This window comes from Streptomyces monomycini (assembly GCF_022271435.1).
In the GTDB taxonomy this organism is placed as follows: Bacteria; Actinomycetota; Actinomycetes; order Streptomycetales; family Streptomycetaceae; genus Streptomyces; species Streptomyces monomycini.
The window spans coordinates 54,661-81,640 of the sequence record NZ_JAFIQY010000041.1; the positions used below are offsets into that span (position 1 = coordinate 54,661).

At 73.5% G+C, this 26,980-nt stretch carries 13 protein-coding genes and 2 pseudogenes; 10 read left to right on the forward strand and 5 right to left on the reverse strand.

The annotated features are described in order from the left end of the window. Positions 1 to 6: 6 nt before the first annotated feature. A pseudogene (locus tag JXZ78_RS32675) lies at positions 7 to 471 on the reverse strand (PPOX class F420-dependent oxidoreductase); the annotation flags it as partial. A gap of 145 nt (positions 472 to 616) precedes the next feature. Here JXZ78_RS32675 and JXZ78_RS32680 point away from each other — a divergent pair. The 3 genes from JXZ78_RS32680 to JXZ78_RS32690 all read left to right on the forward strand — a co-directional run bounded on the left by JXZ78_RS32680 (position 617) and on the right by JXZ78_RS32690 (position 2,846). Then, a complete protein-coding gene (locus JXZ78_RS32680) occupies positions 617 to 877 on the forward strand; it encodes a hypothetical protein (protein ID WP_238783518.1) in 261 nt (86 codons plus the stop codon). A gap of 25 nt (positions 878 to 902) precedes the next feature. Beyond that, entirely contained in the window at positions 903 to 1,997 is a 1,095-nt protein-coding gene (locus JXZ78_RS32685; protein WP_030020953.1) for a hypothetical protein, read from the forward strand. A gap of 93 nt (positions 1,998 to 2,090) precedes the next feature. Then, complete coding sequence (locus tag JXZ78_RS32690) at positions 2,091 to 2,846, forward strand: MBL fold metallo-hydrolase (RefSeq protein ID WP_050502594.1); 756 nt, start codon at positions 2,091 to 2,093, stop codon at positions 2,844 to 2,846. 57 nt (positions 2,847 to 2,903) lie between these two features. Here the strand turns inward: JXZ78_RS32690 and JXZ78_RS32695 are convergent, their stop codons facing one another. Next, positions 2,904 to 3,434 (reverse strand): GNAT family N-acetyltransferase, encoded by a 531-nt coding sequence (locus JXZ78_RS32695; protein WP_030020955.1) that lies wholly within the window; start codon positions 3,432 to 3,434, stop codon positions 2,904 to 2,906. 65 nt (positions 3,435 to 3,499) lie between these two features. Between JXZ78_RS32695 and JXZ78_RS32700 the strand changes: the two genes are divergently transcribed. The 4 genes from JXZ78_RS32700 to JXZ78_RS32715 all read left to right on the forward strand — a co-directional run bounded on the left by JXZ78_RS32700 (position 3,500) and on the right by JXZ78_RS32715 (position 11,648). Further along, positions 3,500 to 4,195, forward strand: a complete 696-nt coding sequence (locus tag JXZ78_RS32700) for an alpha/beta fold hydrolase (RefSeq protein ID WP_030020956.1) — start codon at positions 3,500 to 3,502, stop codon at positions 4,193 to 4,195. A 303-nt stretch (positions 4,196 to 4,498) separates the two neighbouring features. Beyond that, a complete protein-coding gene (locus JXZ78_RS32705) occupies positions 4,499 to 5,110 on the forward strand; it encodes a sigma-70 family RNA polymerase sigma factor (RefSeq protein WP_050502595.1) in 612 nt (203 codons plus the stop codon). After that, on the forward strand, positions 5,107 to 6,891 hold the full coding sequence (locus tag JXZ78_RS32710) for a hypothetical protein (RefSeq protein ID WP_238783519.1): 1,785 nt from the start codon (positions 5,107 to 5,109) through the stop codon (positions 6,889 to 6,891). The genes JXZ78_RS32705 and JXZ78_RS32710 overlap by 4 nt, the downstream gene beginning before the upstream one ends. Then, positions 6,888 to 11,648: an FtsK/SpoIIIE domain-containing protein gene (locus JXZ78_RS32715; protein WP_078624343.1), complete on the forward strand. Its 4,761-nt coding sequence runs from the start codon at positions 6,888 to 6,890 to the stop codon at positions 11,646 to 11,648. Before JXZ78_RS32710 ends, JXZ78_RS32715 begins: the two co-directional genes overlap by 4 nt. A gap of 79 nt (positions 11,649 to 11,727) precedes the next feature. Here the strand turns inward: JXZ78_RS32715 and JXZ78_RS32720 are convergent, their stop codons facing one another. Together JXZ78_RS32720 and JXZ78_RS32725 are read right to left on the reverse strand one after the other, a co-directional pair. Further along, positions 11,728 to 12,036, reverse strand: coding sequence for a hypothetical protein (locus tag JXZ78_RS32720; protein ID WP_030020961.1), 309 nt, complete (start codon positions 12,034 to 12,036; stop codon positions 11,728 to 11,730). Positions 12,037 to 12,115: 79 nt separating this feature from the next. After that, the gene (locus JXZ78_RS32725) at positions 12,116 to 13,126 is read right to left on the reverse strand and encodes a hypothetical protein (RefSeq protein ID WP_030020962.1); all 1,011 of its coding nucleotides are present in this window, start codon (positions 13,124 to 13,126) and stop codon (positions 12,116 to 12,118) included. A 231-nt stretch (positions 13,127 to 13,357) separates the two neighbouring features. Between JXZ78_RS32725 and JXZ78_RS32730 the strand changes: the two genes are divergently transcribed. From JXZ78_RS32730 to JXZ78_RS32740, 3 genes are read left to right on the forward strand one after another with little or no spacing between them, the layout of a single operon-like run. Continuing rightward, positions 13,358 to 22,729, forward strand: coding sequence for a putative T7SS-secreted protein (locus tag JXZ78_RS32730; RefSeq protein WP_030020963.1), 9,372 nt, complete (start codon positions 13,358 to 13,360; stop codon positions 22,727 to 22,729). Further along, complete coding sequence (locus JXZ78_RS32735; RefSeq protein ID WP_078624344.1) at positions 22,726 to 25,569, forward strand: right-handed parallel beta-helix repeat-containing protein; 2,844 nt, start codon at positions 22,726 to 22,728, stop codon at positions 25,567 to 25,569. The genes JXZ78_RS32730 and JXZ78_RS32735 overlap by 4 nt, the downstream gene beginning before the upstream one ends. Positions 25,570 to 25,629: 60 nt before the next feature. Then, positions 25,630 to 26,607: a hypothetical protein gene (locus JXZ78_RS32740; RefSeq protein ID WP_050502596.1), complete on the forward strand. Its 978-nt coding sequence runs from the start codon at positions 25,630 to 25,632 to the stop codon at positions 26,605 to 26,607. 139 nt (positions 26,608 to 26,746) lie between these two features. On the opposite strand, the pseudogene JXZ78_RS32745 reads toward JXZ78_RS32740, so the two are convergent. Beyond that, a pseudogene (locus tag JXZ78_RS32745) lies at positions 26,747 to 26,980 on the reverse strand (hypothetical protein); the annotation flags it as partial.

Below are 26,980 nucleotides of genomic sequence, written 5' to 3' on the forward strand. Positions count from 1 at the left end.
GTCCTCCTCTTCGGCGAGCCGGGGCGGGAAGCCGCCCGTGGCGATCGGCCCCCACCGCAGTGGCGTCACCCGGATCAGCGACTTGCCCTGCGTGATCATCGCGGCGCGGTACTCGTGCCAGTCCGGGTGCTCGCCCGCGACGTTGCGGTAGTACTCGACCAGCGGCTCGACCGAGTCCGGCGCGTCCAGGACCTCCGCCTCGCCGTCGACCTGCACCCAGGGACCGTTCCACTCGTCGGACAGCACGAGCACGCTCACCGACGGCGCCCGGCGGGCGTTGCGGACCTTGGCGCGCTCCGGGTACGTCGCCATCACCAGCCGCCCGGAGTCGTCGACGCCGCAGGTCAGCGGCGATGCCTGGGGCGTGCCGTCGGAGCGCCGGGTGAGCAGGACCGCCCGGTGCCGGGGACGTACGAACTCCAGCAGGCCGTCGAGGTCCACGCGGGTGTTGGTGGCGATGGAAGGGCTCATACCGGCGAGCCTAGGCCGTGGAGTGCGCTCGAAGGGGGCGACGTCCCGGGGAGCGGCGCGGTCCGTCGTGTCCGCGCTATTGACTAAAAGTCAGCCGGGAACGACGCTGCTGGGCAGCCGTCGTAGCCGCACCCCGGGAGGACTGGTGGGTACAGGTTCGAGCACCGACGCACGGACCGGCGCGGGCGGGGACAGTGACGCGTTCCGGGCCCTGGCCGAAGCACTCGGCGCCCCGGCGCCGCCCGGCCTCGCTGCTGTTGCACCCGAAGACCTCGGCGTGCTGACGCGCGCGTTGCGCGCCCGTAAGGAGAGCCGCGCGGCCGGCCTCAACGACGCGGCCGAAGAGGCCCTGAAGCTGGTGCCCGCCCTCGCCCGCGGCCCCGTGCGCCGCATCCTGTTCCGCTGACCCAGCCGACCGGACGGTGGTCCCCATGGACACGCTCAGCAATCGCGCCGAGGCACAGAAGATCGCCCAGCTGCTCGATGTCCTGCCGGAACAGCTGGAGTTCCTGCACGGCCTGCCTGCCGAGGACGTACGGCAGCTCCGCGCCCGTACCGTCGACACGCTCTTCGACGACGTACCGGACATGCTCGACCGGATCGCCGCCGCCACCAAGCTCGTACCGGCCGGTGTCGCCGCCGCGATCTCGCAGAAGGCGCTCGGGCCGCGGCTGGCCGCCTCCGTGGCCGGGCGGCTGGACCCCGGCCGCGCCGCCGACATCATCGAGAAGCTGCCGGTCGCCTTCACCGCCGAGTCCTGCGGCCATCTGGACCCCCGCCGGATCGCCGGGATCGTCGACCGGCTGGACGAGGACCTCGTGGTCCGTATCGCCGTCGCCCTCGCCGAACGCGGCGACCACCTGACGATGGGACGCTTCGTCGGCCACCTGCGCGACCGGGCCCTGGAGCGGATCCTCCAGCTCATCGACGACGAGGTGGTGCTGCGCGTCGGGTTCTTCATCGACCTGCCGGAACGCCTGGACGCCATCCTGGAACTGATGGGGGAGGAGCGGCTGGCCTCGGTGGTGGCCGCGGCCGGCAACGGGCTGTGGCCCGAGGCGCTGGCCGTGGCCGGGCTGGCCGGTCCGGAGCGGCGCGCGCGGGTGGCCGCCCTCGCCGCCCGCCAGGACCCCGTACGGCTGGACGGGCTCGTCCGTACCGCGCACGAGCAGGGGCTGTGGGAGTCGCTGCTGCCGCTGGTGGCCCTGCTGTCCGAGGAGGACCGGCGGGCGGTCGCCGCCCTGCCGTCGCTGCGCGACGCCCAGGTGCTCGGCGCGGTCGTCCGGGCGGTCGTCGCGACCGGCCTGTGGGCGGAGTTCCTGCCGCTGGTCGCGGAGTTGCCGCCGGAGTCGCGCAAGGCGGTGGCGGACACGGCGGGGGCACTGCCGGACGCGGAGCTGGACGCGATGGTGCTGGAGGTCGGGAAGCAGGACCTGTGGGACGCGGTGCTGCCCCTGGTGGAGATCATGGACGAGCCGGCCAAGGAGCGGGTCTTCGCGCTGCCGGCCTTTCGGGAGCAGGGGTAGCTCTGTGGGCGGCGGCGGGGTTCGCCGTCCGCTCAATCCGCCCAGGGCGCAAAGCGGGTGGCTGGGTGAAGACCGCCCGCTAGCGTCCGGACCATGACTGCTTCTCCCGATGCCGGTCGTGTTTCTGCCGGCCCTGTCCCGATCGTCCCCGACGTCTGGCAACTGCCGTTCCCGGTGGGCCATGTCCACCTCGTGCGGCTGTCCGACGGCGGTTTCGCGGCCGTCGACACCGGCGTTCCGGGCTCGGCTCCCGTGGTCCTGGAGGCGGTGACCCGTCTCGCCGGAACGCCGGACGCGCTGCGGCAGATCGTGCTGACCCATTCCCACATCGACCACATGGGGTCGGCCGCCGACCTGGTGGCCGCCACCGGCGCCCGCGTCCTGGCGGGCGCGGCGGACGTCCCGGCCGTCTCCGGCAGCGCGCCCGAGCCGCCGGCGACGCTCACCGCCACCGAGGTGCCGCTGCTCGAACGGGTTCTGGCCGGCATGGCGGAGGCGGGCACGCCGCCGCTGAAGCATGTACAGGTGGACGTCGAACTGCACGACGGCGACATCCTCGACGGCTGGCCCGAGCCCGCCCACGTGCTCCACGTCCCGGGCCACACGCCGGGCAGTACGGCGCTGCACCTGCCTGCCGCCGGTGTGCTGTTCACCGGCGACCTCATGGGAACGGGACCGGACGGCCGGGTCGTCCTCGGCCCGTTCAACGTCGACCGGGCGGCGGCCGTCGCATCCTTCCGGCGGCTGGCCGCGCTGCCCGGCGTGGACACGCTGTGCGTGCCGCACGGCGTTCCGGTCCGTACGGGGGCGGCACGTGCCCTGGCCGCGGCCACGCCCGAGACCGACTAGCTGTGAGCCGGACGGCACAAGGGGGAGATCACGGGCCTCACGGGCGCGGAACGCCGGTCAGCGGGCCGCGTAGGCGACCGTCCTGAACGGCCAGTCCGCGGCCAGCCAGTCCCGTACCGCTTCGTACAGGGGCCGGTCCAGGTCGGCGCGGTCGGCCCGTACCCAGGAGCGGACCGTCGCGTCCGGGGCCGGACCCGGACCCGGGGCTCGGTCCGGAGCCCCGGGCGCCGTCTCGCCTGGTTCCGTACTGGTAGCTCCGTGTTCGTCCCGTACGGGATAGATGTACACGCACCCGATCACCTCACCGTCCGGTATCCCGATGACGGAGTACGTGAAACCCGTGCGCCGCTCGAAGTCCCGGGCGTGCCGCCGCAGGTCGCCGAGGTTCTCCTCGGGTGTCATCCCGGCCTCGGGCGGCCAGCCGCGGCCGGTGTACCCGGGAGTCGCCCTGATGTGCGTGATGCTGGTGGTCCAGGCGGCGTGGTCGGCGGTGTTGTGGTCCGGGGCGAGCGGTTCCAGCCGGAAGCGGTCGGTGGTCAGTCCGCGGGGGACGACGAAGTCGGCAGGCACGAAAGGCGGATGGCTCATGAGGTGAGAATAGGGTCCGGCGCGTCGCCCGACCGTGGCGCGGAACGGAACGGAAAGGCTTCTCCATGCAGCTGCACACCCAGGAGTGGGGTACCGGCGACCGGGTCGCGGTGCTGGTCCACGGCATCATGTCGGACCACCGGACCTGGCGCCGGGTGGGGCCCGCGCTGGCCGGGCGCGGCTACCGCGTCATCGCCGTCGACCTGCGCGGCCACGGCGCCAGCCCGCGTGGCCCGTACAGCGACGAGCTGTTCGCCGACGACCTGGTGGAGACCCTGCCAGCGGGCGTGGAGGTGGCCCTCGGGCACTCGCTCGGCGCGATGGCGCTGTCACTGGCGGCCGAGCGGCTGCGCCCGCGGCGCGCCGTCTACTCGGACCCGGCCTGGACCCTGGGCAACACCGAGCGTCCGATGGACCCCGCACTGTTTGTCGAGTTCAAGCGCGCCACCCGTCAGATGATCCGGGGCTTCAATCCGCGCTGGGAGGAGGCCGACGTGGAGATCGAGATGGCGACGATCGAGGCGTGGGACTCGGACACGGCGCTGGCTCTGTCCGGCGGTGACCTCAAGGAGCGCATACCGGAGCGGCCGGTGGTGCCGTCCCTGGTGCAGGTGGCCGGGGAGGGATTCCTGTTCACGGAGGCGGACAAGGAGCGGGTGGCGGAGCGCGGCTTCGAGGTCCGTACGGTCGAGGGCGCCGGGCACACCATCCACCGGGACGACTTCGACGGCTTCATGAAATCGCTGGAAGGCTGGATCTGACCGGAGGCCGGATCCGACCGGAGGCTGGAACTGACCGAGCGGCACCCGGGCCTGCCGCGACGCCATCCGCATCCGACCCGGCGGCATCCGACCGGCAGAACGCGGCTGCCGGTTTTGGCACCTGATGTTCAATCTTGTACCACCAAGGGGGTGGCCGGAAGCGGCGGCGGGCGCCGGTCGCCGCCCGGGGCGCTTTGCCGCGGTCCGCGACGGCTGATTAGGGTGTGGTCCGTGGTAGTAGCAACCACCCGCCCCGGTCGGCCCGCGGACCGGCGACCCGAAATCCCCTGAGGCAGCACAGCGATGACCGAACCGGCGATACCGGCCCGGGGCCCCGCCGCCGCGCCGGAACGTCCCACGCCGGTCTCCCCGCCACCCGCCAGGCCGCTCACCGAGGAGCGCATCACGGCCCTCGTACTGTCGTACCGCCAGACGCTGTTACGGTACGTCACCGGCCTGCTGCCCGCCGATCCGCAGCGCGCGGAGGACGTCGTCCAGGAGACGCTGCTGCGTGCCTGGCTGGAGAGCGACCTCTCCCGTGTGGGGGACGCCCGGCGCGAAGCCGGGTGGGAACCCGGTCTGCCCTGGCTGTTCCGGGTCGCCCGCAACGTCGTGATCGACTGGAGCCGTCGCGACAGCTCCCGGCCGGCGGTGCCGACCGGACTGCCGCCGGAGACGGCCGGCCCGGCGGACGAGGTCGCGCGCGTCGTGGAGCGGACGCACGTCGTCGGGTTGCTCGCCCAACTGTCCCGCCCCCATCGAGAGGTTCTGGTGTACACATACCTGCTCGGCTGTTCCGGACCCGACACGGCGCACGCGCTGGGCATACCGCCCGGCACGGTCAAGTCCCGGCTGCACCACGCGATGCACCACCTGCGGCGGGCCGCCGCGCCCGACGCCCGGGACCGCGGATGAGCGGCCCGGGCCGGATCGCGCCGCCGGGCACGGCGGCCGTCGTGGCACCGGCGCAGTCCCCGGTGCCGCTGGCCCTCGGTATGCCGGACCGCAATTCCTGGCTGATCCTCATCGGCTTCCTCGTCGTCCTGGTCCTGCTCATCTGGCTGCTCGCCCGGGCCGTGCGCAAGCAGGGCGGTCTCCGCCGCGCCTGCCGCCGGGTCGCCTGGGAGGTCCGGATGACCGCGCGGGCGTTCACCGCGCCGCTCCGCGCCTACCTGCGGCACCGGCGCTGCGCCCGGACCCTGGCCGCGTACTTCGCCGACCCGGCCGCGTACGAGATGTCCCGCGCGGCGCTCGACCGCGCGGACGCGGACGCGGGCGACGACTGCTACGCGCCGACGGTCCAGCTGGCCCAGGCCAGGGACCGGGTGCACGTCGTCGTCGCGGGCCGCGACCCGGCCGGTGCCGCAGGACCGGTTCTGCCCTGGACCGACGCGGCCGCCGAACCGGGGGAGTGGACCTGGTCGGCGCCCGCCGACGCGGTACGGGGGGCGTCGGCGGCGCACGGCCGGGCCGTACGGCTGCCGCTCGTCCTCGGCGTGGACCGCAAGTCGACGGGCGTGGTGCTCGTCGACTGGCTGCGCGGCCCCGCGGCGCTGGGCGTCGAGGGCGACCCGCAGGTGTCCCGCAGCGTGCTCCAGGCGCTGACGGCCCAGGTGGACCGGATGCCGGACGGGCCGCCGGTCCTGGTGGCGCACGGCGTGCACCCGCGCTTCCCGGGCCGCCCGCTGGCCGAGATCCTCACCGAACTGTCCGCGGACCGGTGGACGGACCCGGCGCAGGGACCGGAGCACGGATCGCAGCAGGCACCGCGGACCGTGGACGCGACGGCGATCCCGGTGGTCGTGTGCTGGGCGCCCACGGCCGACCAGGCGGCACGGCTGGCGGACCTGTGCGCACGGGGACGCGCCCGCGCGCTCGTCGGCGGGCGTCTGCCGGGCGCCTGCTGGGTCCTGCACGCCGAACCGGACGGGCGGCTGCTCGGCCCCGGGCCGCGGGTGGACGTGGAGTCGCCCGCGCTCGGCGGCGCCGTGGCCCGCACCGTACGGCGCAGGCAGCCCGCACCGCACTGCGTCCTGCCGGGCGCCGGTACGGGCATGGGCATGGACACGAACATGGGGACGCATCCGGGTACGGGTATGGGGCCGGGCGCCGGTCATTTCGGCCCCGCCGGGTCCGTACCCGAACCGGGCTTCGCCAAGCCCGACCTGCACAAGCCCGCACCCGCCCCCGCCCCGGCTCCCGCCGAGCCGGTGTGGGAAGAGACAGCCGTACTTCCGCCGGTGGCGCAGCCCGCCCAGCCGGCCCCGGCCCCTTGGCCCGCCGCGCCGCCCGCGCACGGTGACCACGGAGGCGGCGCCGCCCACCAGGGCACATTCCCCCGCGAAACCGCAGCCTCCGGAGCCGCTTTCGACGCCGACTTCGCCGAGCCCGAGCCGGGCGCCCCCGCTCCGGCCACCGCTCCCGGGGCGGCGCCCGCACCCGTACCCGCGCAGCGGCCGGACGCTCCCGGCGCTCAGCCCGAGCCCGACAGCGGCCCCCACAGCGGCTCCGGCCCCGACACCGGCGCAGGCCCCGGCGCAGCCGCCGACTTCGCGGAGCCGGACCTGGCCGAGCCCCGGGCCGCCGCCGCGCCGCCCGGCCTGGCCGGGGTGTCCGCCGCCTCCGGCACCCGCGGCGCCGCCGACGCCGACTTTGACCCCGCCGATCCCCAGGAACGGACCCCTCGTACCCCGTGAGACTCTTCGTCACCCTCGCTCCGGCCGCTCCGGCCCGGCCCGGCTCCCCGCAGCCCGCCCCCGAGCGGCGCGACCTGGTTCTGCACACCCCGGGCACGACCACCGTCGGCGCCCTGTCCGCGCGTCTCGCCGGTGACCACGCCACCGGCGACACGCCCCCCGCCCTCTTCCTCGGCGACCGCGAACTCCCCGCCGACCTGCCGGTGTCCGCCACCGGCATCCGCGACGGCGCGACGATCGGCGTCGGCGGTCCCGTACCGCCCGAGCCGGACGGCGGCTACGGACCCGACCGCACCGAGCTGCCGCCCCCGTCCCGCTCCGCCGACGGCGAGCGGCTGCCGCGCGCGCCCCGCGTGGAACTCCAGCTGATCGGCGGCCGGGGCGCCGGGCGGGTCTGGCCGCTGGACCTCGGTACGCACACCATCGGCCCCGCGGCGGGCAGTTCCGTACGGCTCCAGGGCCGTGACGTGCCCGGCGAGGGCATCCGGATCACCGTCCGCCCGGACGGCACGGTGCTGCTGGACGCCGGTGCGGCCGCCGACCGCCCGGCCGCCGACCGCCCGGCGGCGCACAGCGGCAGGCAGACGCCCGGCCACCGCACCGACGTGGCCCTGTCGGTGCCCGAGCCGCCGCCCGCCCGGCCGCGTGCCGACGCGACCCCGCTGCCGCCCCCGCCGCCGCCCGAACTGCCCGACCCGTACGCCGACACCCACCTGCCGGTGCCCGAAGGCTGGGTGGAGTGGCCGCTCGGCGGTGAGCTGCGGCTGGGCGAGTACCTGCTGCGGATCGCCGAGCCCACCGAGGCGGACGCCGCGGTGACGGCCTCCGAGGACGGCGCCCACCTGGACTTCAACCGACCGCCGCGGATCGTCCCGCCGCTGGTGCCGGAGCGGTTCACGCTGCCCTCGCCGCCCGCGCCGCCGCCCCGGCGCACCATCCCGCTGCTGGTGGTGATCGCGCCGATGTTCATGGGCATCGGCATGGTCGTCTTCCTGCACTCGTACTTCTACCTGATGTTCGCGTTCTTCAGCCCGGTGCTCGCCATCGGCAACTACATCAGCTCCCGGCGCAGCGGCTGGCGCGACTTCCTCACCTCGGTCGCCAACTACCGTGCCCGGCGCGCCTCGCTGGAGGACGACGTCAAGGGCATGGTCGAGCGCGAGCGCGGCCTGCGGGTCGCCGCCGGGCCCGACCCGGCCGCCGCCGGCATGTGGGCCGTCGGCCCCGGCGCCCGGCTGTGGGAACGCCGCCGCGGCCACCCCGACCACCTGCTGCTGCGCGTCGGCACCGTCCGCCAGGCGTCGCTGCTGACCATCGAGGACAGCTCCCGCGAGGACAACCACCGCTCGGTGAACTGGCAGATCCCCGACATGCCGATCGGCGTGGACCTGTGCGGGGACGGCGTCATCGGCATCTCCGGCGAGACCGACGCGGCCCGTGCCCTGGCCCGCTGGACGGTGGCGCAGGCCGCGGTCCTGCACAGCCCCCGCGACGTACGGATCACCGTGCTCACCGACGCGGCGGGCGCGCCCGCCTGGGAGTGGGTGCGCTGGCTGCCGCACGCCCGCCCCGGCGAGGGCGGCATCGCCGCGCCGCCCACCGGCGGACCCACCGTGACCGTCGGCAACGACCCGGAGACGGTCGCCAACCGGGTCTCCGAACTGGTCTCCGCGATCCGCTCCCGGGCCCGTTCGCGGGAGACCGCGATGGGCGGCGCGCTGCTCGCCGAGCCCGACCTCGTCGTGGTGCTGGACGGCGCCCGGCGGCTGCGTGACGTGCCGGGTGTGGTGCAGGTGCTCAAGGAGGGCCCGTCCGTACGGGTCTTCCTGATCTGCCTCGACCAGGAGGAGCGGATGCTCCCCGAGGAGTGCGTCACCGTCTGCACGGTCGGCGCCCGCGAGGTGACGCTGCGCCGTACCGGCAGCGCCGACCTCACCGGCATCCGCCCCGATCTGGTGGACACCGGCTGGTGCGAGCGGATCGCCCGCGCCCTGGCCCCCGTACGCGACGTCACCCCGGACGGCTCCGACGGCCTGCCGGACCGCGTCAAGCTGCTGGACCTGCTGGGCCTGGAGCCGCCGCAGGCCGCCGAACTGGCCGCCCGCTGGACCAAGCGCCCGGCCTCCACCGGCGTCCTGCTGGGCGCCGGCTACACCGGTCCGGTCACCTTCGACCTGGTCAAGGACGGCCCGCACGGTCTCATCGCGGGCACCACCGGAGCCGGCAAGTCCGAACTCCTCCAGACGCTGGTGGCCTCCCTGGCGGCGGTCAACCGGCCGGACGAGATGACGTTCGTGCTCGTCGACTACAAGGGCGGCAGCGCCTTCGCGGGCTGCGAGCGGCTGCCGCACGTGCTGGGCATGGTCACCGACCTGGACAGCCATCTGGTCGAGCGGGCCCTGACCTCGCTGACCGCCGAACTGACCCGCCGCGAACGCCTCCTGGCCGACGCGGGCGCCAAGGACCACACCGAGTACCGCGCGATGCGCCGCCGCGATCCCGCGATGGCGCCACTGCCGAGGCTGCTGCTCATCATCGACGAGTTCGCCACCCTCGCCCGCGACGTGCCCGAGTTCGTACCCGGCCTGGTCGGCATCGCCCAGCGCGGCCGTTCGCTCGGCCTGCACCTGCTGCTCGCCACCCAGCGCCCGGCCGGTGTGGTCACCGCCGACATCCGCGCCAACACCAACCTGCGGATCTCGTTGCGCGTCACCGACGCCCTCGACAGCCAGGACGTCCTGGAGGTCAACGACGCGGTCAGCATCTCCAGCGACACTCCGGGCCGCGCCCTGGCCCGGATCGGGCACCGTTCGGTGCTGCCGTTCCAGACCGCCTTCGTCGGCGCCGTACGCGACGCCGCGCAGGCCACACCCCAGGACATCGGGGACACCGGGGACACCGGCCAGGGCACGCAGGCCGGACCGCAGTCCGACGCCGACGTGTGGACCAGCGAACTCACCTGGTCGCTGCTGGGCCGTACGGCCGCCGAACCGGCCGAGGAGACCGCGGACCTCTTCGACGCCATCCAGGAGGCGATGGACGACCGCGACGCGCCCACCGACCTGACGGCCCTGGTCGACGCGGTCCAGCAGGCCGCCGCCGACCTGGAGATCGAGCGGCAGCCCAGCCCCTGGCTGCCCGCGCTGCCGCACGCCGTCAGCCTGGCCGAACTCCCCGACCGGCCCGACCCGGCCGACGGGCGTCTCGCGCCGGTCGTCTGGGGCCTGGCCGACCTGCCGGGCGCCCAGCGCCAGGAGCCCCTGGAGCTGGACCTCACCCGCTTCGGGCACCTGTACGTGCTGGGCACCCCGCGCTCCGGCCGCTCCCAGGTCCTGCGCACCATCGGCGGTGCCCTGGCCCGTCGGCACTCCAGCGCCGACGTCCACCTGTACGGCATCGACGCGGCCGGCGGCGCCCTGTCACCGCTGTCCGCGCTGCCGCACTGCGGCGCCGTCGTACCGCGCGCCGACCTGGAACGGCTGGGCCGCCTGCTGTCCCGCCTGACCGCCGAGATGAGCGCCCGCCAGGAACTGCTCACCTCGCACGGCGCGGCCAACCTCACCGAGCTGCGCGCCTTCCTGCCGGCCGCCGAACGCCCCGCCCACGTCGTCGTCCTGATCGACGGCTGGGACTCGCTGGCCGCCCTGCTCAACGACCACGACGGCGGCCGCCCGGTCCAGGAGCTGACCTCGCTGATCCGCGAGGGCGCGCCGATGGGCCTGCACGTCATCGCCACGTCCGAACGCGCGCTGATGACCGGCAAGGTCGCCTCGCTCAACGACGAGCGGCTGCTGCTGCGGCTGACCGACCGCAACGAGTACAGCCTGGCGGGCATCCCGCCGAAGCAGGTGCCGGCCGTCGTCCCGCAGGGCCGTGGCTGGCGCGGCGGCAGCGCCACCGAGGTACAGGTCGCGCTGCTCGGCGAGCGTACGGAAGGGCCGGTCACCGGCCGCGACCAGGCCGAGGCGCTCAAGCGCATCGGTGAACGGGCCGAACAGCGCGACCGCGACGTGCCCGCCGCACGCCGCCCCGCGCGCGTGCTCAGCCTGCCGCGTCAGGTGTCCTTCACCGACGCGTACGAGAAGGTCCCGGCTGCCGACCGGCGTCCGCTGTGGGGCCTGCTCGGTGTCGGCGGCGACGAACTCGGCGCCATCGGCGTGGACTTCGCGGCCGACGCGCCGTCCTTCCTCATCAGCGGCCCGCCCGGCAGCGGCCGGTCCACCGCGCTCACCACGCTCGCGGTGTCCCTGCTGGCCGGCGGCACCCGGGTGGTCGCGCTCACCCCGCGCGAATCGCCGCTGCGGGGCCTGGCCCGGCACCCGCGCGCCGTGGTCATCCAGGACCCGGACCCGCTGGCCGACGAGGTGACCGCGGCGCTCAACGCCGAGCCGGGGCCCGCCGTGGTCCTGGTCGACGACGCCGACCTGCTCGCCCAGCTGCCCGCGGCCGACGCGGCGCTGCGCGAGGTCGCCACCACCGGACGGGACCGCGGCATCGGCCTGGTCGCCGCCGCCACCGCCGAGACGCTGACCTCGGTGGGCATCGGCTGGCTCGGCCTCGTACGGCGGGTGCGCAAGGGCGTGCTGCTGTCGCCGCAGTCGCCGAGCGAGGGCGACATCCTCGGCGTACGGGTGCCGTACGACCTGCTGCGCGGCCGCCCGACGCCGGGCCGCGGCCTGACCGTCGACCCGGTCAGCGGCGCGCTGGTCTCGGTGCTGGTGCCGGAGACGGTGCTGCGCGACGGGGACGCCGGCTGACCGCACGGCGGGCACACACGACGGTGCCCCGCCACCGGACGAGAGTCCGGCGGCGGGGCACCGTCGTACGTACGGAAGGTCAGCCGGCCTTCTTGGTGCCCGCCGCGATGTCCGCGTCCATCTTCTCGATGTTGTTCTTGATCTGGTTGAACTGGTTGGCGAAGGAGTTGATGCTCTCCACGGCCTTCTGCAGCGACGCGGTGAGGTTGGTGTAGGACTCCTTCAGCGCCGGGCTGCTCTGCTGCATGAACATGCCGTTGTCCAGCAGGCCCTCGACGGAGGTCTTGGTGCTCAGCAGCAGCGGGTTGATGTCGTTGACGGCCTGGTTCATCACGCCGGAGACGCGCTGGATCTCGTTGTAGTCGATGTTGATGTTGCCTGCGGGCATGGTGCTGGCTCCCTGAATCGCTGTGATGGGTGGAGATCCGGACGGGGTCCGGGGTGCGGCGGGCCGGAGGGACGGGCCGTCAGTCGTCGGACTTCTTCGGCTTCCAGCCGGTGTCCCCCTCGGCGTCGTCGCTCGTCCACTCCTCCGTCTTGCCGTCGGTCACCACGGTCTTGGTGCCGCTGCCGTCCTCGTTGACCTCGATGGTGGTGGTCACCTCGTGGCCGTTGAGTTCCACGGAGGAGTGGGTCGTGCCTTTCACCGTCTGCTCGTTGCCGTCCTCGTCGGGACCGACGGTGGTGTAGGTGGTCTTGGTGTCCCGGTGACCGGTCTTCTGGTCGGTGACCGAGGTGGTGGTGCCGGTGGTGGTGCTCTCGTTGCCCTCGGTGTCCTTCGTCTTGCTCTTGAAGTCGTCCGTGGTGGTCTTGTGCTCCGGCGTCTCGGTCTTCGTGGACGTGCCGGTGGTGTTCGTGACGTTGCCGAAGACGTCCGTCGACTTCGAGTCGTACGTACCGTCGTCGTGGTAGTTCGTGGTGTCGGTCGCCTTCAGGCCGGTCTTGGTCTCCATGGTCGTGGTGACCTTCGTCGGCTCGCCGTCCGGCCCGTACTCGTACGTCGTCGTGGTCTTGTTGCCGTGCCCGTCGTCGGTGGTCCACTCGTGGGGACGCTCACCGGGCTTCTCGGGCTCCTTCGGCAGCAGCTTCGGGTCGAGGTCCGGGTGCTCCTTCTTGGCCTTCTCGACCGCCTCGTGCCAGGCGTTCCACTCCTTGTCGCGGGCCTTCCACAGGTCGGAGGAGATCTGGGCGCTCTGCTTGGCCGCCTTGTTGGCCAGGTCGAAGTCCCAGTCGGCCCACTTTTTCGCGACGCCCTCGTAGAGGTTCTTCAGCTTTTCCAGCTTCTCTTCCGAGCGCTTGAAGGAACCTTTCCACGTCGAGTAGTACTTGCGGATCGCCGCGACGGCCACCCGGGAGCCGACCTCGTCGACCGAGTACTCCTGCTTGCTCTCGCGGGCCTGCTTGACCTCGTCCTTCAGTTTGCCGGACTTCTGCGCGACATCGTTGAGCAGCTCGTAGTCAACGGCTATGTCGGACACGGTCACACCCCTCGCGCGGTTCGGAGATCACTTCACTCACATGGTCAAACGCAAGCGGAAGCGGAACGGTTCACCCCTGATCCGCGGAAGCGGCCCGAAGTGATGTCGTTCACACAGTGAACCGATCGCCCCGCAGATCCGTGAACGTAGGTGTGGTGTCCCATGATCCGGTTGCGCCGAGCGCGCCGGCCGTGACACCTGTGAACGGTCTGCTGCGCGAAGGGAAGAGGCTTGGCTACGCGTCCCGGTGACTGGGGGGCCCTCGGCCTCGACGGCGACCCGACCCCGGGTGACGCCGCCGCCATCACCACCATCGCCGACGCGATGCGCGACCTCGCCACGCACGCGGGCACCATCAACAACGGCCTCAAGGCGCTCCAGCAGACCGCGGGCGACGGTCAGCGCTTCATCGGCAAGACCGCCGACCAGCTGCGCGACATGGTCGACGACCACCTGCACAACTTCGTCGGCCATGTGTCGGACTCCTTCAACCAGGCCGAGGCGGCGCTGCGCAAGTACGCCACCGCCGTCACCGACGCCCAGGCCGACGCCGACGCGGCGCTCACCGCCGCCCAGGGGCTGGACAAGGACGACCCGCAGCTCCAGACGCACAAGGACCGGGCCGACGACGCGCAGTCCACCCTCAGCTCCGCGGCGAGCACCCTGGACAAGGCGCTGACCTCGGCCGGGTCGCTGATGGTCCAGCCGGTCAGCGACTGCGACCTGTTCTGGGAAGCCTTCCAGTGGCTGACCATCATCCTGTCGGTCATCGCCATCTTCACCGGCGGCGTGCTCGCGATCCTCGCCTGGGGCATGAACGCGGTCCTGCTGATCAAGACCATCGTCGACTTCAGCCAGGGCAAGGCCAGCGGCCTGGAGCTCGGACTGGCCTTCCTGGGCGTGCTCTTCCCCACCACCAAGGCCCTGCCGGTCGGCTCCATCCTCAAGGGCCTGGGCAGCGTCCTCAAGGGCGGCGTCGAGGGCATCGCGGGCGCCGGGAAGAACATCATCAAGGAGATCGGCCACTTCTCCTCGCTGCACAACATGCCGAAGATCGTGGTGGCGCCGATCGTGCTCGGCATCCACGCGGCCCCCGCCTTCAACATCGTCAACGGCGTGAAGGGCCTCGGCAACTTCGTCAAGGGCGGCTGGGAGTCCCTGGTCAAGACCGTTTCCAAGGACTGGGTGGATGTCACCAAGGGCATCACCGGGGACTGGAACAAGCTCGGCGCCTACGCGAAGGTGAACTTCGAGCGGCTCGGCCGGGCGGGCATCGCCACCGTCGTGCCCCTGGACTTCACCGAGATGGGCGTGCTGGGCTTCGGCGGCGCCGCGCGGCTCGCCTTCGCCGAGCGGGTGCTGGGCATCAAGCAGCCGGATCTGCACCAGCTGCTGGCCAACGCGGGACGTACGGACGCGGCGCTGGCCAAGGGCGTGCACACCGGTGACTTCGGCGCGCTGGCGCCGTTCCGGCCCGTCGGCGGGAACGGTGTGCACTTCGTGCCCGGCAGCTTCGTGGACCTGTCGGCCCTGCACTTCGTCCCCGGCGGCTTCCACGGCGTCTCCTTCCCCGGGGTGCACATCCCCTCCGTGTCGCCGGGCGGACTCACCAGGTTCCCGGGCGCCCTCGTCCCGGGCAACATCGGCGGACTCCACCTGGACGGGCTCGGCGCGTTCCGGCCCGGCGGCCTGGGGTCGTTCAACTTCAACGGTGTCGGCAACCTGATGCCCAACGGCATCGGCTCGTTCGGACACGGCGGACTGAACCTCAACATCCCCGGCAATCTGGGCGGGTTCGGTGTCAAGGGGCTGGGGAACGTCCCGCACGTCGGCGTGAACATGCCGAACGGGATCACCGCGCCGACCGGGATCACCGTGCCGAACGGGATCACCGTGCCGAACGGAATCACCGTGCCGCACACCGGTGTGAACATGCCGCACGGCATCACCGTGCCGAGCGGCTCCCTCACCCACACCGGCGCACACCTCGACCAGCCCGGTCTGATCGCCACCCCCGACCTGCACATGCCGGGCATGACCACGCTCGACAACGGCCTGAGCGTCCCGGACGTGCACGGCGCCGGCGCCACCCAGCTCATCCAGCAGACGGACTTCGCGGCCGGCCAGATCCGCATGGACAACAACCTGCTGCTGAACGCCGACACCGCCATCGACCTGCTCAAGGACGCCCACGGCTCGTCCGGCGTGCTCGGGCACGTGCCGGAGAGCGCCGGCGTCCACGTCCCCGAGACCTCGTTCGAGAACACCTTCGTGCACGGCATCGGCGACGGCCACTCCATGGCCCGCGGCGCGATCGGACACGGCGAGGCTCTGGAGGACATGACCTTCCCCGAGCTGACCGCGCTGGCCAACGGCGACGTCGCGGTGACCGCCTTCCACGGGGACGGCATCAGCTTCCGCATCGGTGACGCGGCCCCGCGCACGATAACCGCCGACCACCTGGCGGCCACGGCGCCCGGCACACCCGTGACGACGGCCCCCCAGAACCTGACGGGCAACCTGGCGGGTACGCAGCACGTGCCCGGCACCACGCAGGTGCCGGGCGTGCACGGCGGCGCGGAAACGATCCGGCCGACGGGCGTGGGCGCGCAGGGCGACGTCCCGCTCCTCGCGGGCGCCGTACCCCCGCCCCGTAACCTCGCCAAGGCACCTGCCGACGTACCGGCATCGGTCGGGGTCAACGACCCGACGCAGCTGAAGACTCCGGAATTCAAGACCGGTACGGCACCCGGAACCGGCGCGGGCGCCACCACCAAGGCGACGCCCCAACCCGTCGTCAACGAACACGACATGGCGATGAGCCTGCTGGACACCGGCGACCGCAAGCCGGTCCCGTCCGCCGGCCACAGCGCCACCTCGGACAGCCCCTCCGGCGTGTCCGCCCTCCCCGACCTGGACGGCGCGGGCGCCCGCGGCGCCACCGGCCCCGCGGACCACAGCGCCCTCGACCTGATCGCCCACCCGGGCGGCCCCGCGAAGGCGGAGGACGAGGCCGTGGCCGGCATACCGGCCGCCGTGAAGGCCAACGACAACGCGCCCGCCCCGACGCCCGTACCCGCGCCGAAGGCCGAGACGCCCACCCCCGCACCCGGGGCGAAGGAGCCCGGCCCCGTCACCGCGCCCCCCGGCAGCCGCTTCGGCGGTTTCTCCGGCGCCGCGGCCATGAACCACCGCCTGCGCGTCCGCAACGACCTGATCCTGGGCGGCTCGGTCGGCCCGGAGGCCGGGGCCAAGCTCAACGCGTGGGCCGGGTACGAGAACGCGCTGTCGCAGCTCGGCAAGGCGGAGCGCAAGGTGGACGAGCTGACGCCGCCGCCCGGCGTGACCGCGGGCAAACCCTCGCCCGCCCTGACCGAGGCCCTGGACGACCTGGGCGTCCAGCGCGTCGAGGTCGCCAAGGCCGAGGCCAAGCTGGACGAACTGGGCATCGACGCCACGCGTACCCGTACCCAGATCAACGCCCTCACCGGCGGCATCTTCGGCGAACACGGCCTCGGCGGCGGCCCGCGGCCGCACCCGCGGCCCGAGGCGCAGGCGGTCCCGGCCGCCGACAAGGGCAAAGGCACGGCGGACCTCGCGGACGCCGAGCCGGTTCCGGCGGTCGACAAGGGCAAGGGCGCCGCGGGCTCCACGGATTTCGAGCCGGTCCCGATGGCCGACAAGGGCAAGGGCACAGCGGCCGACGTCGCGGACTTCGAGCCCGTCCCGCATGTCGGCAAGGGCAAGGGCAGAGCAGACATCGCGGACTTCGAGCCGGTCCCGACCATCGACAAGGGCAAGGCCAAGGCCGACTTCGCCGACTCCGCGGACTTCGGGCCCGTCCCCGAGACGCACCTCCCGCGCCCCCCGGCGCAGGACCGGCTCGGCCACACCCCCGGTTCCGGCATCGGCGACCGGGCAGCGGCCCGGCACGAGATCGTCACCGGTGGCGCGAGCGGGCCGGAGGCCGACCTGCGGCTCGGTGCCTGGGAGCGGTACGAGCAGGCCTCGTTCGACCTCGCCCAGGCCCAGGGCAAGGTGGACCGGCTGGTGCCCGGGGCGGGCCACCCCGGCCCGTCCAAGCCGTCCGCGGCGGCCGTCGACGCGCTCGACGACCTGAACGTCAAGCGCGCCGAGTTCCACGACGCCGAGGCCCGCCTCGGTGAACTGGACATGGACCCCAACGCTATCCGGCAGCAGATCGACGATGCCAACCACGCGATCGCCGTCGACCGCGCGCAGCACGGCGAGTACGTCGGCCCGCTCGGTGGCGCCCCCGCCCCGCACGGCGGCGACCCGCTGCCGGTCGGGCCGCACGACTGGTCCCCCGACCCGCAGGCCCCGCGCGCCCTGTGGCCCGAGCCCGGCACCCACGCCGCGGGCCGCACCATGGTCAACCAGTCCTTCCGCGACATGCCGTTCGCGGGCCACCAGCCGCTCACGGGCGGCGACTACCTGAGCTGGATGCGGGCGAGCACGGGGGAGGGCCGGCCGCTGTCCTACGTGGTCAACACCATCGCCTCGTACAGCGAGATCGGCGGCGGCAAACTCCAGGACTTCCTCAACTCGATCACCCGCGGCCTGGAGGGCTACGACGGCCGCCTCGGCGTGGTGATCGGCGTCAACGGCAAGCTGGAGGACCTCGCCGCCATCCACCGCGCGATGGACGACGCCCTCGCCTCGACGCACTTCGACCACCCGCTGGCGATGGTGGCCACCACCTTCTACGGCGACAACTTCCCCTACGGCACCATCCGCAACCACACCATGACCAGCCCGGCGGCCCGGTCGATGGCGCACTCGATGATGCACGGCGGCGGAGCGGCCGGCCCCAGCCACCCGTACTGGGCCTTCATGGACTTCGACGTGTACGAGCACACCGTCCCCAGCGGCCGGCACGTCTTCGACCACTTCGACCGCGAGCTGAACCTCGGCGAGGGCGGCGCCGTGGACGACTGGGCCAAGAAGCTCCCCGACGACCCGGGGGCCGCGGCGAAGGGGTCCGACGGCTCCGTGACGGTGCCGGACGTCCCCGGCACCCCGCCGCTGCGCCCGCTGGTGATGACCGGCGGCTACCGGGTGCCGGGGAAGACCGGCGAGACGGTGATCGTCGACGGCGTCGCGGTGGACCGCTCGGTCGAGGACCTGATCAAGGCGACCAAGACCCGCGGCGACACCCCCGACGGGATGGTCTTCACCCAGCAGGACGTGGACAAGTTCGCGTCCGTCGTCGCCTCCGACATGCGCATCCGCGCCCTGATGGCCGACTGGCACGGGCTGCTGCCGTACGGGCCCGAGCCGAACCTCTTCGTGGACGCCGCCGCCACCATGGTGGACGACGTGAAGCTGGGCGCGGGCGACTGGCGGCCGGTCCGGTTCGGCGGCGGCACCGGCGAGTACAAGGGCCTGCGGGAGCGGCTCAACTACTTCAACGCCTGGGAACTGGACCAGACCCTGCCGGACGTGCCGGGCAACGCGGTCGCGCGGCAGATCGCCGCCGCCAACTCCGCGCTGCCGGACCGCGGCACCGCGTTCCTCGCCGACTTCGTGAACGGCGCGGTCCCCACCGACCTGTCCCGCCTGATGTCCGGCTACTACAAGCACGGCAAGGCCGGCGGCGTCGGCAACATGCCGCAGGAGCACCTGACCCCGAAGAACGTGGTGGAGCACATCTTCGGCCGGGCGGACTTCGACCTGGACCCGAATCTGTCGTGGACCAAGGGCACGAAGATCGGGAAGATGCGCGAAGACCTGCTGAAGGGGAAGTCCCCGGAGCAGGGCTTCACGGACGACCCGCTGAAGCCCATCGGCATCGACGGACGGCGCCCCGAGTTCAACGAACACCCCCGGGCCACCCTCGACCGGCTGGGCGCCGGACTGGGCGGCGACGCCAACACCCTCGGCCTGAACATCTCCCTCCACGTACCGGGCCGGACGGACGGGCTCGTGGTGGGCATCGTGCCGGCGGAGAAGCAGTTCCTCAGTCACGCGATGGTCACCGCCACCGAAGAGGCGGCGTACAAGCGGCTGCAGAACTACGTGATCGCCGAACTCCTGCCCCAGGGCGGCCTGCCGAACGACTCGCTGCTGCGCGCCCTCCCGGAGCCGCCCCCGGCCACCGCCGGCGCGAAGGCCGGCCGGATCACGCCCGGCGCCATCCCGGACGCCCCGACACTGCTGACGCAGGTGCAGCGGCAGATGGGCAAGAACGGCTTCGAGGACCTGGTCAACGACGCCTACACGCGGGGCCTCGACGGCCGCGCGCTGACCGTCGGCCTGGTCACCGGGCGTCTGGGGCCGGACGTGTCGGACATCGCCCCGATCGAACGGATCATGCTGGACCGCTACGCCCAGGCGCTCAACCGTCCCCTGGAGATCCGGGGTGCGGACGGCTCCGTCCACACGGTCGACCTCACGGCCCGCAAGCCGGGGCCGCCGCTGTACGTGACTTGGGTCCCGGGCCACGGCGGCCCGCACTCCGGGCACTGGGACGTGAGCAACGCGGCGCCGCCCCCGCCCCCGCCCGCGCGGTTGGGTTTCGAGCCCGGCTCCGGGATCGGCGAGCGGTCCGCGGTGCGGCACGACATCGTCACCGGTGGCGCGGACGGGGTGGAGGCCGACCTGCGGCTCGGTGCCTGGCAGCAGTACGAGCAGGCGTCGGCCGACCTGGCGCGTGCTCAGCAGAAGGTGGACGGACTGGTGCCCGGGGCCGGGCAGCCCGGCCCGTCCAAGCCGTCCGCCGCGGCCGTCGGCGCCCTCGACGACCTGGGCGTCAAGCGCGCCGAGTTCCAGCACGCGCGGACCCGCCTCGACGAGCTGGGCATGGACCCGAACGCCATCCAGCGGCAGCTCGACGACGCCAACCACGCGATCGCCGTCGACCGCGCTCAGCGCGGCGAGTACGTCGGCCCGCTCGGCGGCGCGCCGTCCCGGCACACCAACCTCACCCAGGCGTTCGACGACCTGGACGTGGCCGGCGGCCCGTCCGCGCACCACGCCGACGACCTGGACATGACGGAGGCACCCGCCGGCGCGGGCGACGACGCGACCCCGACGCCGCACGGCGACGACCCGATGGACGGGACGGGACCCTACGGCGACCTGGGCCACGGCGGCCCGCCGACCGCCGGACCGCTCCCGCACGACCTGCGATGGCAGCAGGACGTGCCGAACCTCGGCAACCAGGTCACCCGCGGCGACGTCACCGTCAACGGCGCCTTCCAGCGGCTGCCCGGGTTCGGCCAGCGCCCGCTGACGCCGGACCAGTACACGAACTGGATCCACGCCAGCCTCGACCGGCAGAACCCGATGGCGTACGTGGTGAACACCGTCGTCCGGGCCAGTGACATCGCCGGAGAAGCGGGAGGCCGGCGGCTGCGGGACTTCCTCACGGCGATCACCACCGACCCGAACAACGAGTTCCGGGGCAAGTTCGCGGTGGTGATCGGCGTGAACGGCCGCGCGGACAAGATGGCGGACGTCAACGCCGCGGTCCGCGGCGCGCTCGACGGGCTGGACGTGCCCTACCCGGTGGCCGCGGTCGGCATCGGCTGGACCGGCAAGGACTTCCCCTTCGGCACCATCCGCAACGTCACCATGACCAGCCCGCCGAGCCGGTACCTGGTCCGCTCGATGATGTACGACCCGCACCAGCCGGCGCACCCGTACTTCTCCTTCATGGACTTCGACACCTACCAGCGGCTCGTGCCCAGCGGCGACCACGTCTTCCAGCACTTCGTCAAGGAGTTCGCGATGGGCGGCGACGGCATCCCGCCGCTGCGCCCCCTGTCCATGTCCGGCGGCTACCGCCTGCCCGAGGGGCACGTACCGGGCGCCGACACCGCCCAGCTCATCGAGGACACCAACGTCCGCCTGGCCGCGGACCACGCCAAGGCCGTGGCGGACGCGGCCAGTGGCAAGGGCAAGGGCAAGGCGCCCGGACCGCTGCACACGGTCTCCGAGGCCGACCTGCCCGCCTTCGACATCGCCGTCCGCGCGGACATGCGGGCCCGCACCCGCCTGGCCGGCATCCACCCGCAGCTTCCCTACTCGCCCGAACCCAACCTCTTCACCGACGCCGCCGCGACCCTGCTGGACCGGGTGGGCCCCGGCTGGCAGCCCATCAGGTTCAGCCCCGGCACCAGCGAGTTCAACGGCCTGGCCGAGACCCTGAACTCCTTCAACGCCTGGGAGCTCAACCGCACCCTGCCGGTACTGGACCGCTCGGCCTTCCCCGGCGACTCCCTCGTCCACCGGCTCACCGACCGGGAGATCGAGGCCGTCGCCCAGCGCCCGTACGACCGGGCGTACGGCGCCGACATCGAGACACCGACGGCCGGACAGATCGACGCCGTACGGCAGCGGCTGGCCGCCCGCGGGCCGGGCGGCGGCACCGACGGACCGCTCAGCACACCGGAGATCGACGCGGTCAGCCGGCTGCTCACCCCCGGGGAACTGAACGCCATCGCGACCCGGCAGGCGGAACGGCTGATCGCCGCGCACACCAACACGCTGCCGGACCGCGGCGTGCCCTTCGTGACCGACTTCGAGGGCGCGGCCACCCCCACCGACCTGTCCCGGATGATGGAGGGCCTGTTCGGGGACCGGCCCGCGCTGCCGCAGGACCACAACGACGTCCGGCAGGCGATGGGCCGGATGTTCGGCCGCGACTCGTTCGAGGACCTCGACCCGCAGACGTCCAGGAGGGTCAAGGGCGGCCTGCACTGGGCCGAACGCCGGGACGACCACCTGACGAAGAACTCTGCCACCGGGCTCTCCCGCGACCCGCTGGCACCCGTCGACCCGGGACGCGGCTCGACCCACTCGCCGCGGGACGTCGTGAACGGGCTCGACGGTCTGGGGACCGAGCGCAACACCCTCGGCTTCAACGTCTCCGCGCCCATCCCCGGCGACTCGGGCCTCGCGCTGCGGACGGGCGTGCCGTTGGACGACAAGGCGTTCGCGAGCCTGGCGGCGGCGACGCACCCCGAGCCGGCCGGGTTCATGCGCAACCTGCACCTCGTCGTCGCCGGATACCCGCCGGTGCACTCGCCGCCCCGGTCCCTGTTCCACGCCCTGGAGAACACCGCCGACGGCGCCGGCGCGCCGGGCCACACCCCGGGCAACCTGCTCGACACCGTGGAGCAGTACCTCAGGAGCAAGCCCAAGGGCAGCAAGGACCCCGTCATCAAGCTGGTGCTGGCCGAGGCGGACCGGGCCGGGACGGGTTCCCGCGACCTGTTCGCCACCCTGGCGACCGGGCGGCTCGACCCGCACGGCTCGTTCGCCGCCGGCTCACCGGCCGAACTCTCGGTACGCCTCTACGCCCAGGGCCTGGGCGCCCGCATCCGCATCATCGACGAAGACGGCATGGTGGTGCACGAGGCCGCACCGGGCGCGACGGGCGCGCGGACCCGTCCCCGTCCCGGCCTCGACTTCCGCTGGGAACCGGACCCCGATGGCGGCTGGCACTGGACCGTACGGGAGTCTGACGACATGGAGGAGCCGGCCGGCCAGCCGGTCAAGCGTCCCCGCAAGGGCAAGGGACGCGCTACCAGGCCTCCCCGGCCGGACGACGAGGACACGAGCATGGGCGACGCATGACCACCGCAGAACACCCGAGCACCGGGACGGTCCACACAGTCGCCGCCGGGCAGCCGGCGGCGCACGCCACCCTGGGCGCCGCGCTGCACGCGGCCGCACCCGGCGACGAGATCCGCATCGCGCCCGGCACCTACGAGGAAGCCCTGCGGATCGACCGCGACATCGTCCTCCGCGCGGACGGCGGCACAGTCACCCTCGCCGCCCCCGGCGGCACCACCCCGGCGCTCGAAGTGCTGCCCGGCGCCCGGCTGACGCTCGACGGGCTGACCGTGCGCGGCGGCGCCGCCGACCGGCCCGCCGTCCTGCTGTCCGGCGGCGTCACCCACTGGCACGGCGGCGGCACCGACCGCGGACGCCTGGAGGTGCTGCGCGAGGCCGCGCTCACCATGACCGGCGCCAGCCTGACCGGCGCGGCCCTGGCCGGGGCGCTGATCCGTACCATCGGCGCGGTCCGCCTCACCGACTGTGTCCTGGAAGGCGCCCAGGGCACCGGCGTGGTCGTGGGCGGCGACTCCCGGCTGGAGCTGACCGGCACCCGGATCAAGGGCGCCACCGGCTCCGGAGTACGGGTCCGCGAGGACGCGCACCTCGTGCTGCGCGACTGCCTCATCGACGGCGCGGGCCGCAGCGGCCTGCTGTTCGAGGACCGGTCGGCGGCCCTGCTCGTCGACTGCCGCATCCGCGACTGCGGCGGCGAAGCCGTACGGGTGCTGGACTCCTCACCGGTGCCGCGCGACGCCGACCCGTACGAAGCCGCCGACGGACAGATCCCGTCGCAGGCCGGCGGCGGACTGCTGCTGTACGGCTGCGAGCTGACCGGCGCGGGCGCGGACGCCCTGCACGTCGCCGGGTCCGGCGACGCCGTCCTCGACGGCTGCGTACTGCGCGACGGTGCCGGCGCCGGCGCCACCGCGGGGGAGCGGGCCCGCGTACGGCTGGCCGACACCCGGATCGTACGGACTGCCGCCGCCGCCCTGACGGCCCACGGCACGGCCCGGCTGGAGGCGCGCGGCACGACCGTACGCGGCTCGTCGGCCAACGGCGTGCTCGCCACCGGCTCCGCCACCGTCTCCCTGACCGACAGCGAAGTCACGGACTGCCGCTTCAGCGCCGTGCACGCCGGCGGCGACGCCGGACTGACGCTGACCCGGCTGCGCGCCGGAACCACCCCCGAACACGGGCTGCACGCCGTCGCCGACAGCCGCCTCACCCTCACCGAGGTGCACCTCACCGACTGCGGCATGTCCGGCCTGGACCTGTCCGGCGCGGCAGCCGCCGAGGCGACCGAACTGTCCGTCGTCCGCTGCCGCAACGGCGTCGTCGCCGCCTCCGGCGGCACCGTGCGCCTGACCGGCTGCACGGTCACCGACGCCGAACGCGCCGGACTCACCTTCGGCGGCGGCGACGCGGAGCTGACCGGCGGCCGCGTCCTGCGCGCCGGCACCGCCGGGCTGGTCTTCCAGGGCGGCGCCACCGTACGGGCCGCGGACGTGGACATCACCGAAGCGGCCGGGTCCGGCATGGTGGTGGCGGCCGGCGCCACGCCCGGCGTCCGTGCCGTACGGATCACCCGCCCCGGCAAGAACGGCCTGATCGTCGACGCCAAGGGCGCCGGCACCTTCGAGGACTGCGAGATCACCGGGCCCGGCTTCCCCGCCGTCCACCTGGGCGAGGCGGCCGCCCCCGCCCTGACCCGGATCCGGGTCCAGGACGCCGAGGCCGACCTGAGCACCGAGGACGGCGCCGCACCGAAGGTCCGCGACTGCGTGTCCTGGCAGGTCCAGGACGCACAGTGGCCCGCGCCCTTCGCACCCGTCCCGGCCGCCGCGGCGGCCGCCGCGAGCGGCACGCAGTCCGCCGGCACACCGACCGGCGACGGCACCACGACCACGGTCCCGCCCACCGAGGCCGACCTCGACGAACTCCTCGGCGAGCTGCACGAACTGATCGGCCTGGAACGCGTCAAGCAGGACGTCGCCTCGCTCGTCAAGCTGATGCGCATGGTCCAGCGCCGCGAAGCGGCCGGACTGGCCGCGCCGCCGCTCAGCCGCCACCTGGTCTTCGCGGGCAACCCCGGCACCGGCAAGACCACGGTCGCCCGGCTCTACGGCCGCATCCTGGCCGCCGTCGGCCTGCTGGAGAAGGGCCACCTCGTCGAGGCGGACCGCTCCGCGCTGGTCGGCGAGTACGTCGGCCACACCGGCCCGAAGACCCAGCGGGTCTTCATGGAGGCGATGGGCGGCGTGCTGTTCATCGACGAGGCGTACTCGCTGGCGCCCGCCCACGCCACCGGCGGCAACGACTTCGCGCAGGAGGCCATCGCCACCCTCGTGAAGCTGATGGAGGACCACCGCGACGCGGTCGTGGTCATCGTCGCCGGCTACCCGGTCGAGATGGAGCACTTCATCGACTCCAACCCCGGCCTCGCCTCCCGCTTCAACCGCACCCTGCTGTTCGAGGACTACGGCACCGAGGACCTGGTGCAGATCGTCGAACAGCACGCCTCGGCCCACCAGTACGAACTCACCGACGCGGCCCGCGACACCCTCGTCGGCTACTTCGACCACGTCCCGCGCGACGGCCGGTTCGGCAACGGACGCTCCGCCCGGCAGACGTTCCAGGCGATGACCGAACGGCAGGCGTACCGCGTCGCGGAGAACGACGCCCCGTCCGAGGCGGACCTGCGGACGCTCTCCGAACTGGACGTACCGGAACTGGAGCTGCCGAAGCAGGACCTGCCGCAGGCGGAGCTGCCCGCCGGCCCCGCCGGCCCCGCCGGACCGCAGGCACAGCCGCAGCCGTACCCGTCCGGCCCCGGCGGGCCCGTCCAGCGGGCCTGACCAGCGCCCCGCCGGGCCCGGTCCGACACCCCCGACCATTCCCCCCAGGAGGAACCCCCGTTGTCTCAGCCGAACAAGAGCGCCGGACCGGACCGCTCCGGCGCATCCGACCCGTCCCGGTCCGGTTTCGCGGAAGCCTTCTCCAAGGGCGCGCGCACACCGAAGCGCGGCCTGGCACCCGGGCGCCGGGTGTGGAAGACGGCGCTCGGCCTGCCCGTCCTGGCCGGAGTCGGCGTGGGCGCGGTGGCGCTCGCCACCCTCGGCGTCTCCCAGGTGCGCTTCGGTGACGGCCAGGAGCAGGCCGTCGCCGCCAAGCAGCCGCAGCAGACCAAGACCGGCAACCCGCTGCCGTCGGCCAAGCCCGGCAAGGCGCCCGGCGCGACACCGGACAGCAAGAAGCCCGACGCGGCCAAGCCGGAGGTGGAGAAGACCCCGTCCGGCACCCCCACTCCCAAGAAGACCCCGAAGCCCGACCCCAAGAAGCCCGACCCGCCGAAGGCCAAGGGCGCCAACGCCAAGGTCACGTACGAGGGCATCGCGGGCCCCGGCTGCCCGACGCCCGAGCGCGGCGGCTACCACCAGGCCGGCGTGCACGGCGAGATCGGCGTGGGCTGGTACGGGCTCAGCGGCGGCAGCACCCGCGACGGCGGCTGCAGCGGCCAGTTCACGTCCGTACCGATGTCCGGCGACCCGAACAAGGACACGAACAACAACATCATGTGGTGGTGGGAGCCGGGTCCGCAGTCCCGCAGTTGCCAGGTGTCGGTCTACGTCCCCTGGGGCCCCAGCGAGCGTGACTCCCAGGGCAGCCCGACCCACTACCAGGTGCTCACCGACCCCTTCAACGCGGGCACCAAGGTCGGGGACTTCGCCATCGACCAGGTCGCGCACCGGGGCAGCTGGCAGACGGTCGGCACCTTCCCGGTCCGCCAGAACAAGATCGGCGTGAAGCTGATGGACCGCGGCGACAACCACTCGCCGGGCCGGGACCGTGCCCATCACGGAGCGGGGGCGGCGAAGGTGGTCTGCCACGGCTGAGGCGGGGTGACGTGGGCTCTGGCAGGTGCTGTCAGAGCCGCTGCCGGGGTGCGGCTACGTGGCGCCATGTGACGTTACTTACCGCTGGTGCCGCTGGTGCCGCTGGTGCCGCTGGTATGCCAGGTATCGCTACGCGTCGCTACGTGTCGCACTCCAGCTCCGTGCGGCACAGTCCGCAGCGGGCCCGCAGACGGCCGCGCACCGGGACGCGGATGCGCTGATGGCATGTCGGGCAAGGGAAGGACACGCGCAGCGGCGCACTTCCCTCGAAGGCGTAGCCGCCGTCCGGCGCGCGGCCGCCGGGCCGGCCGGCGCGCCGCGGGTCCTGGGCCGCGCGCCGGGCTCCGGCGTAGCGGCGGCGGCCCGCCCAGCC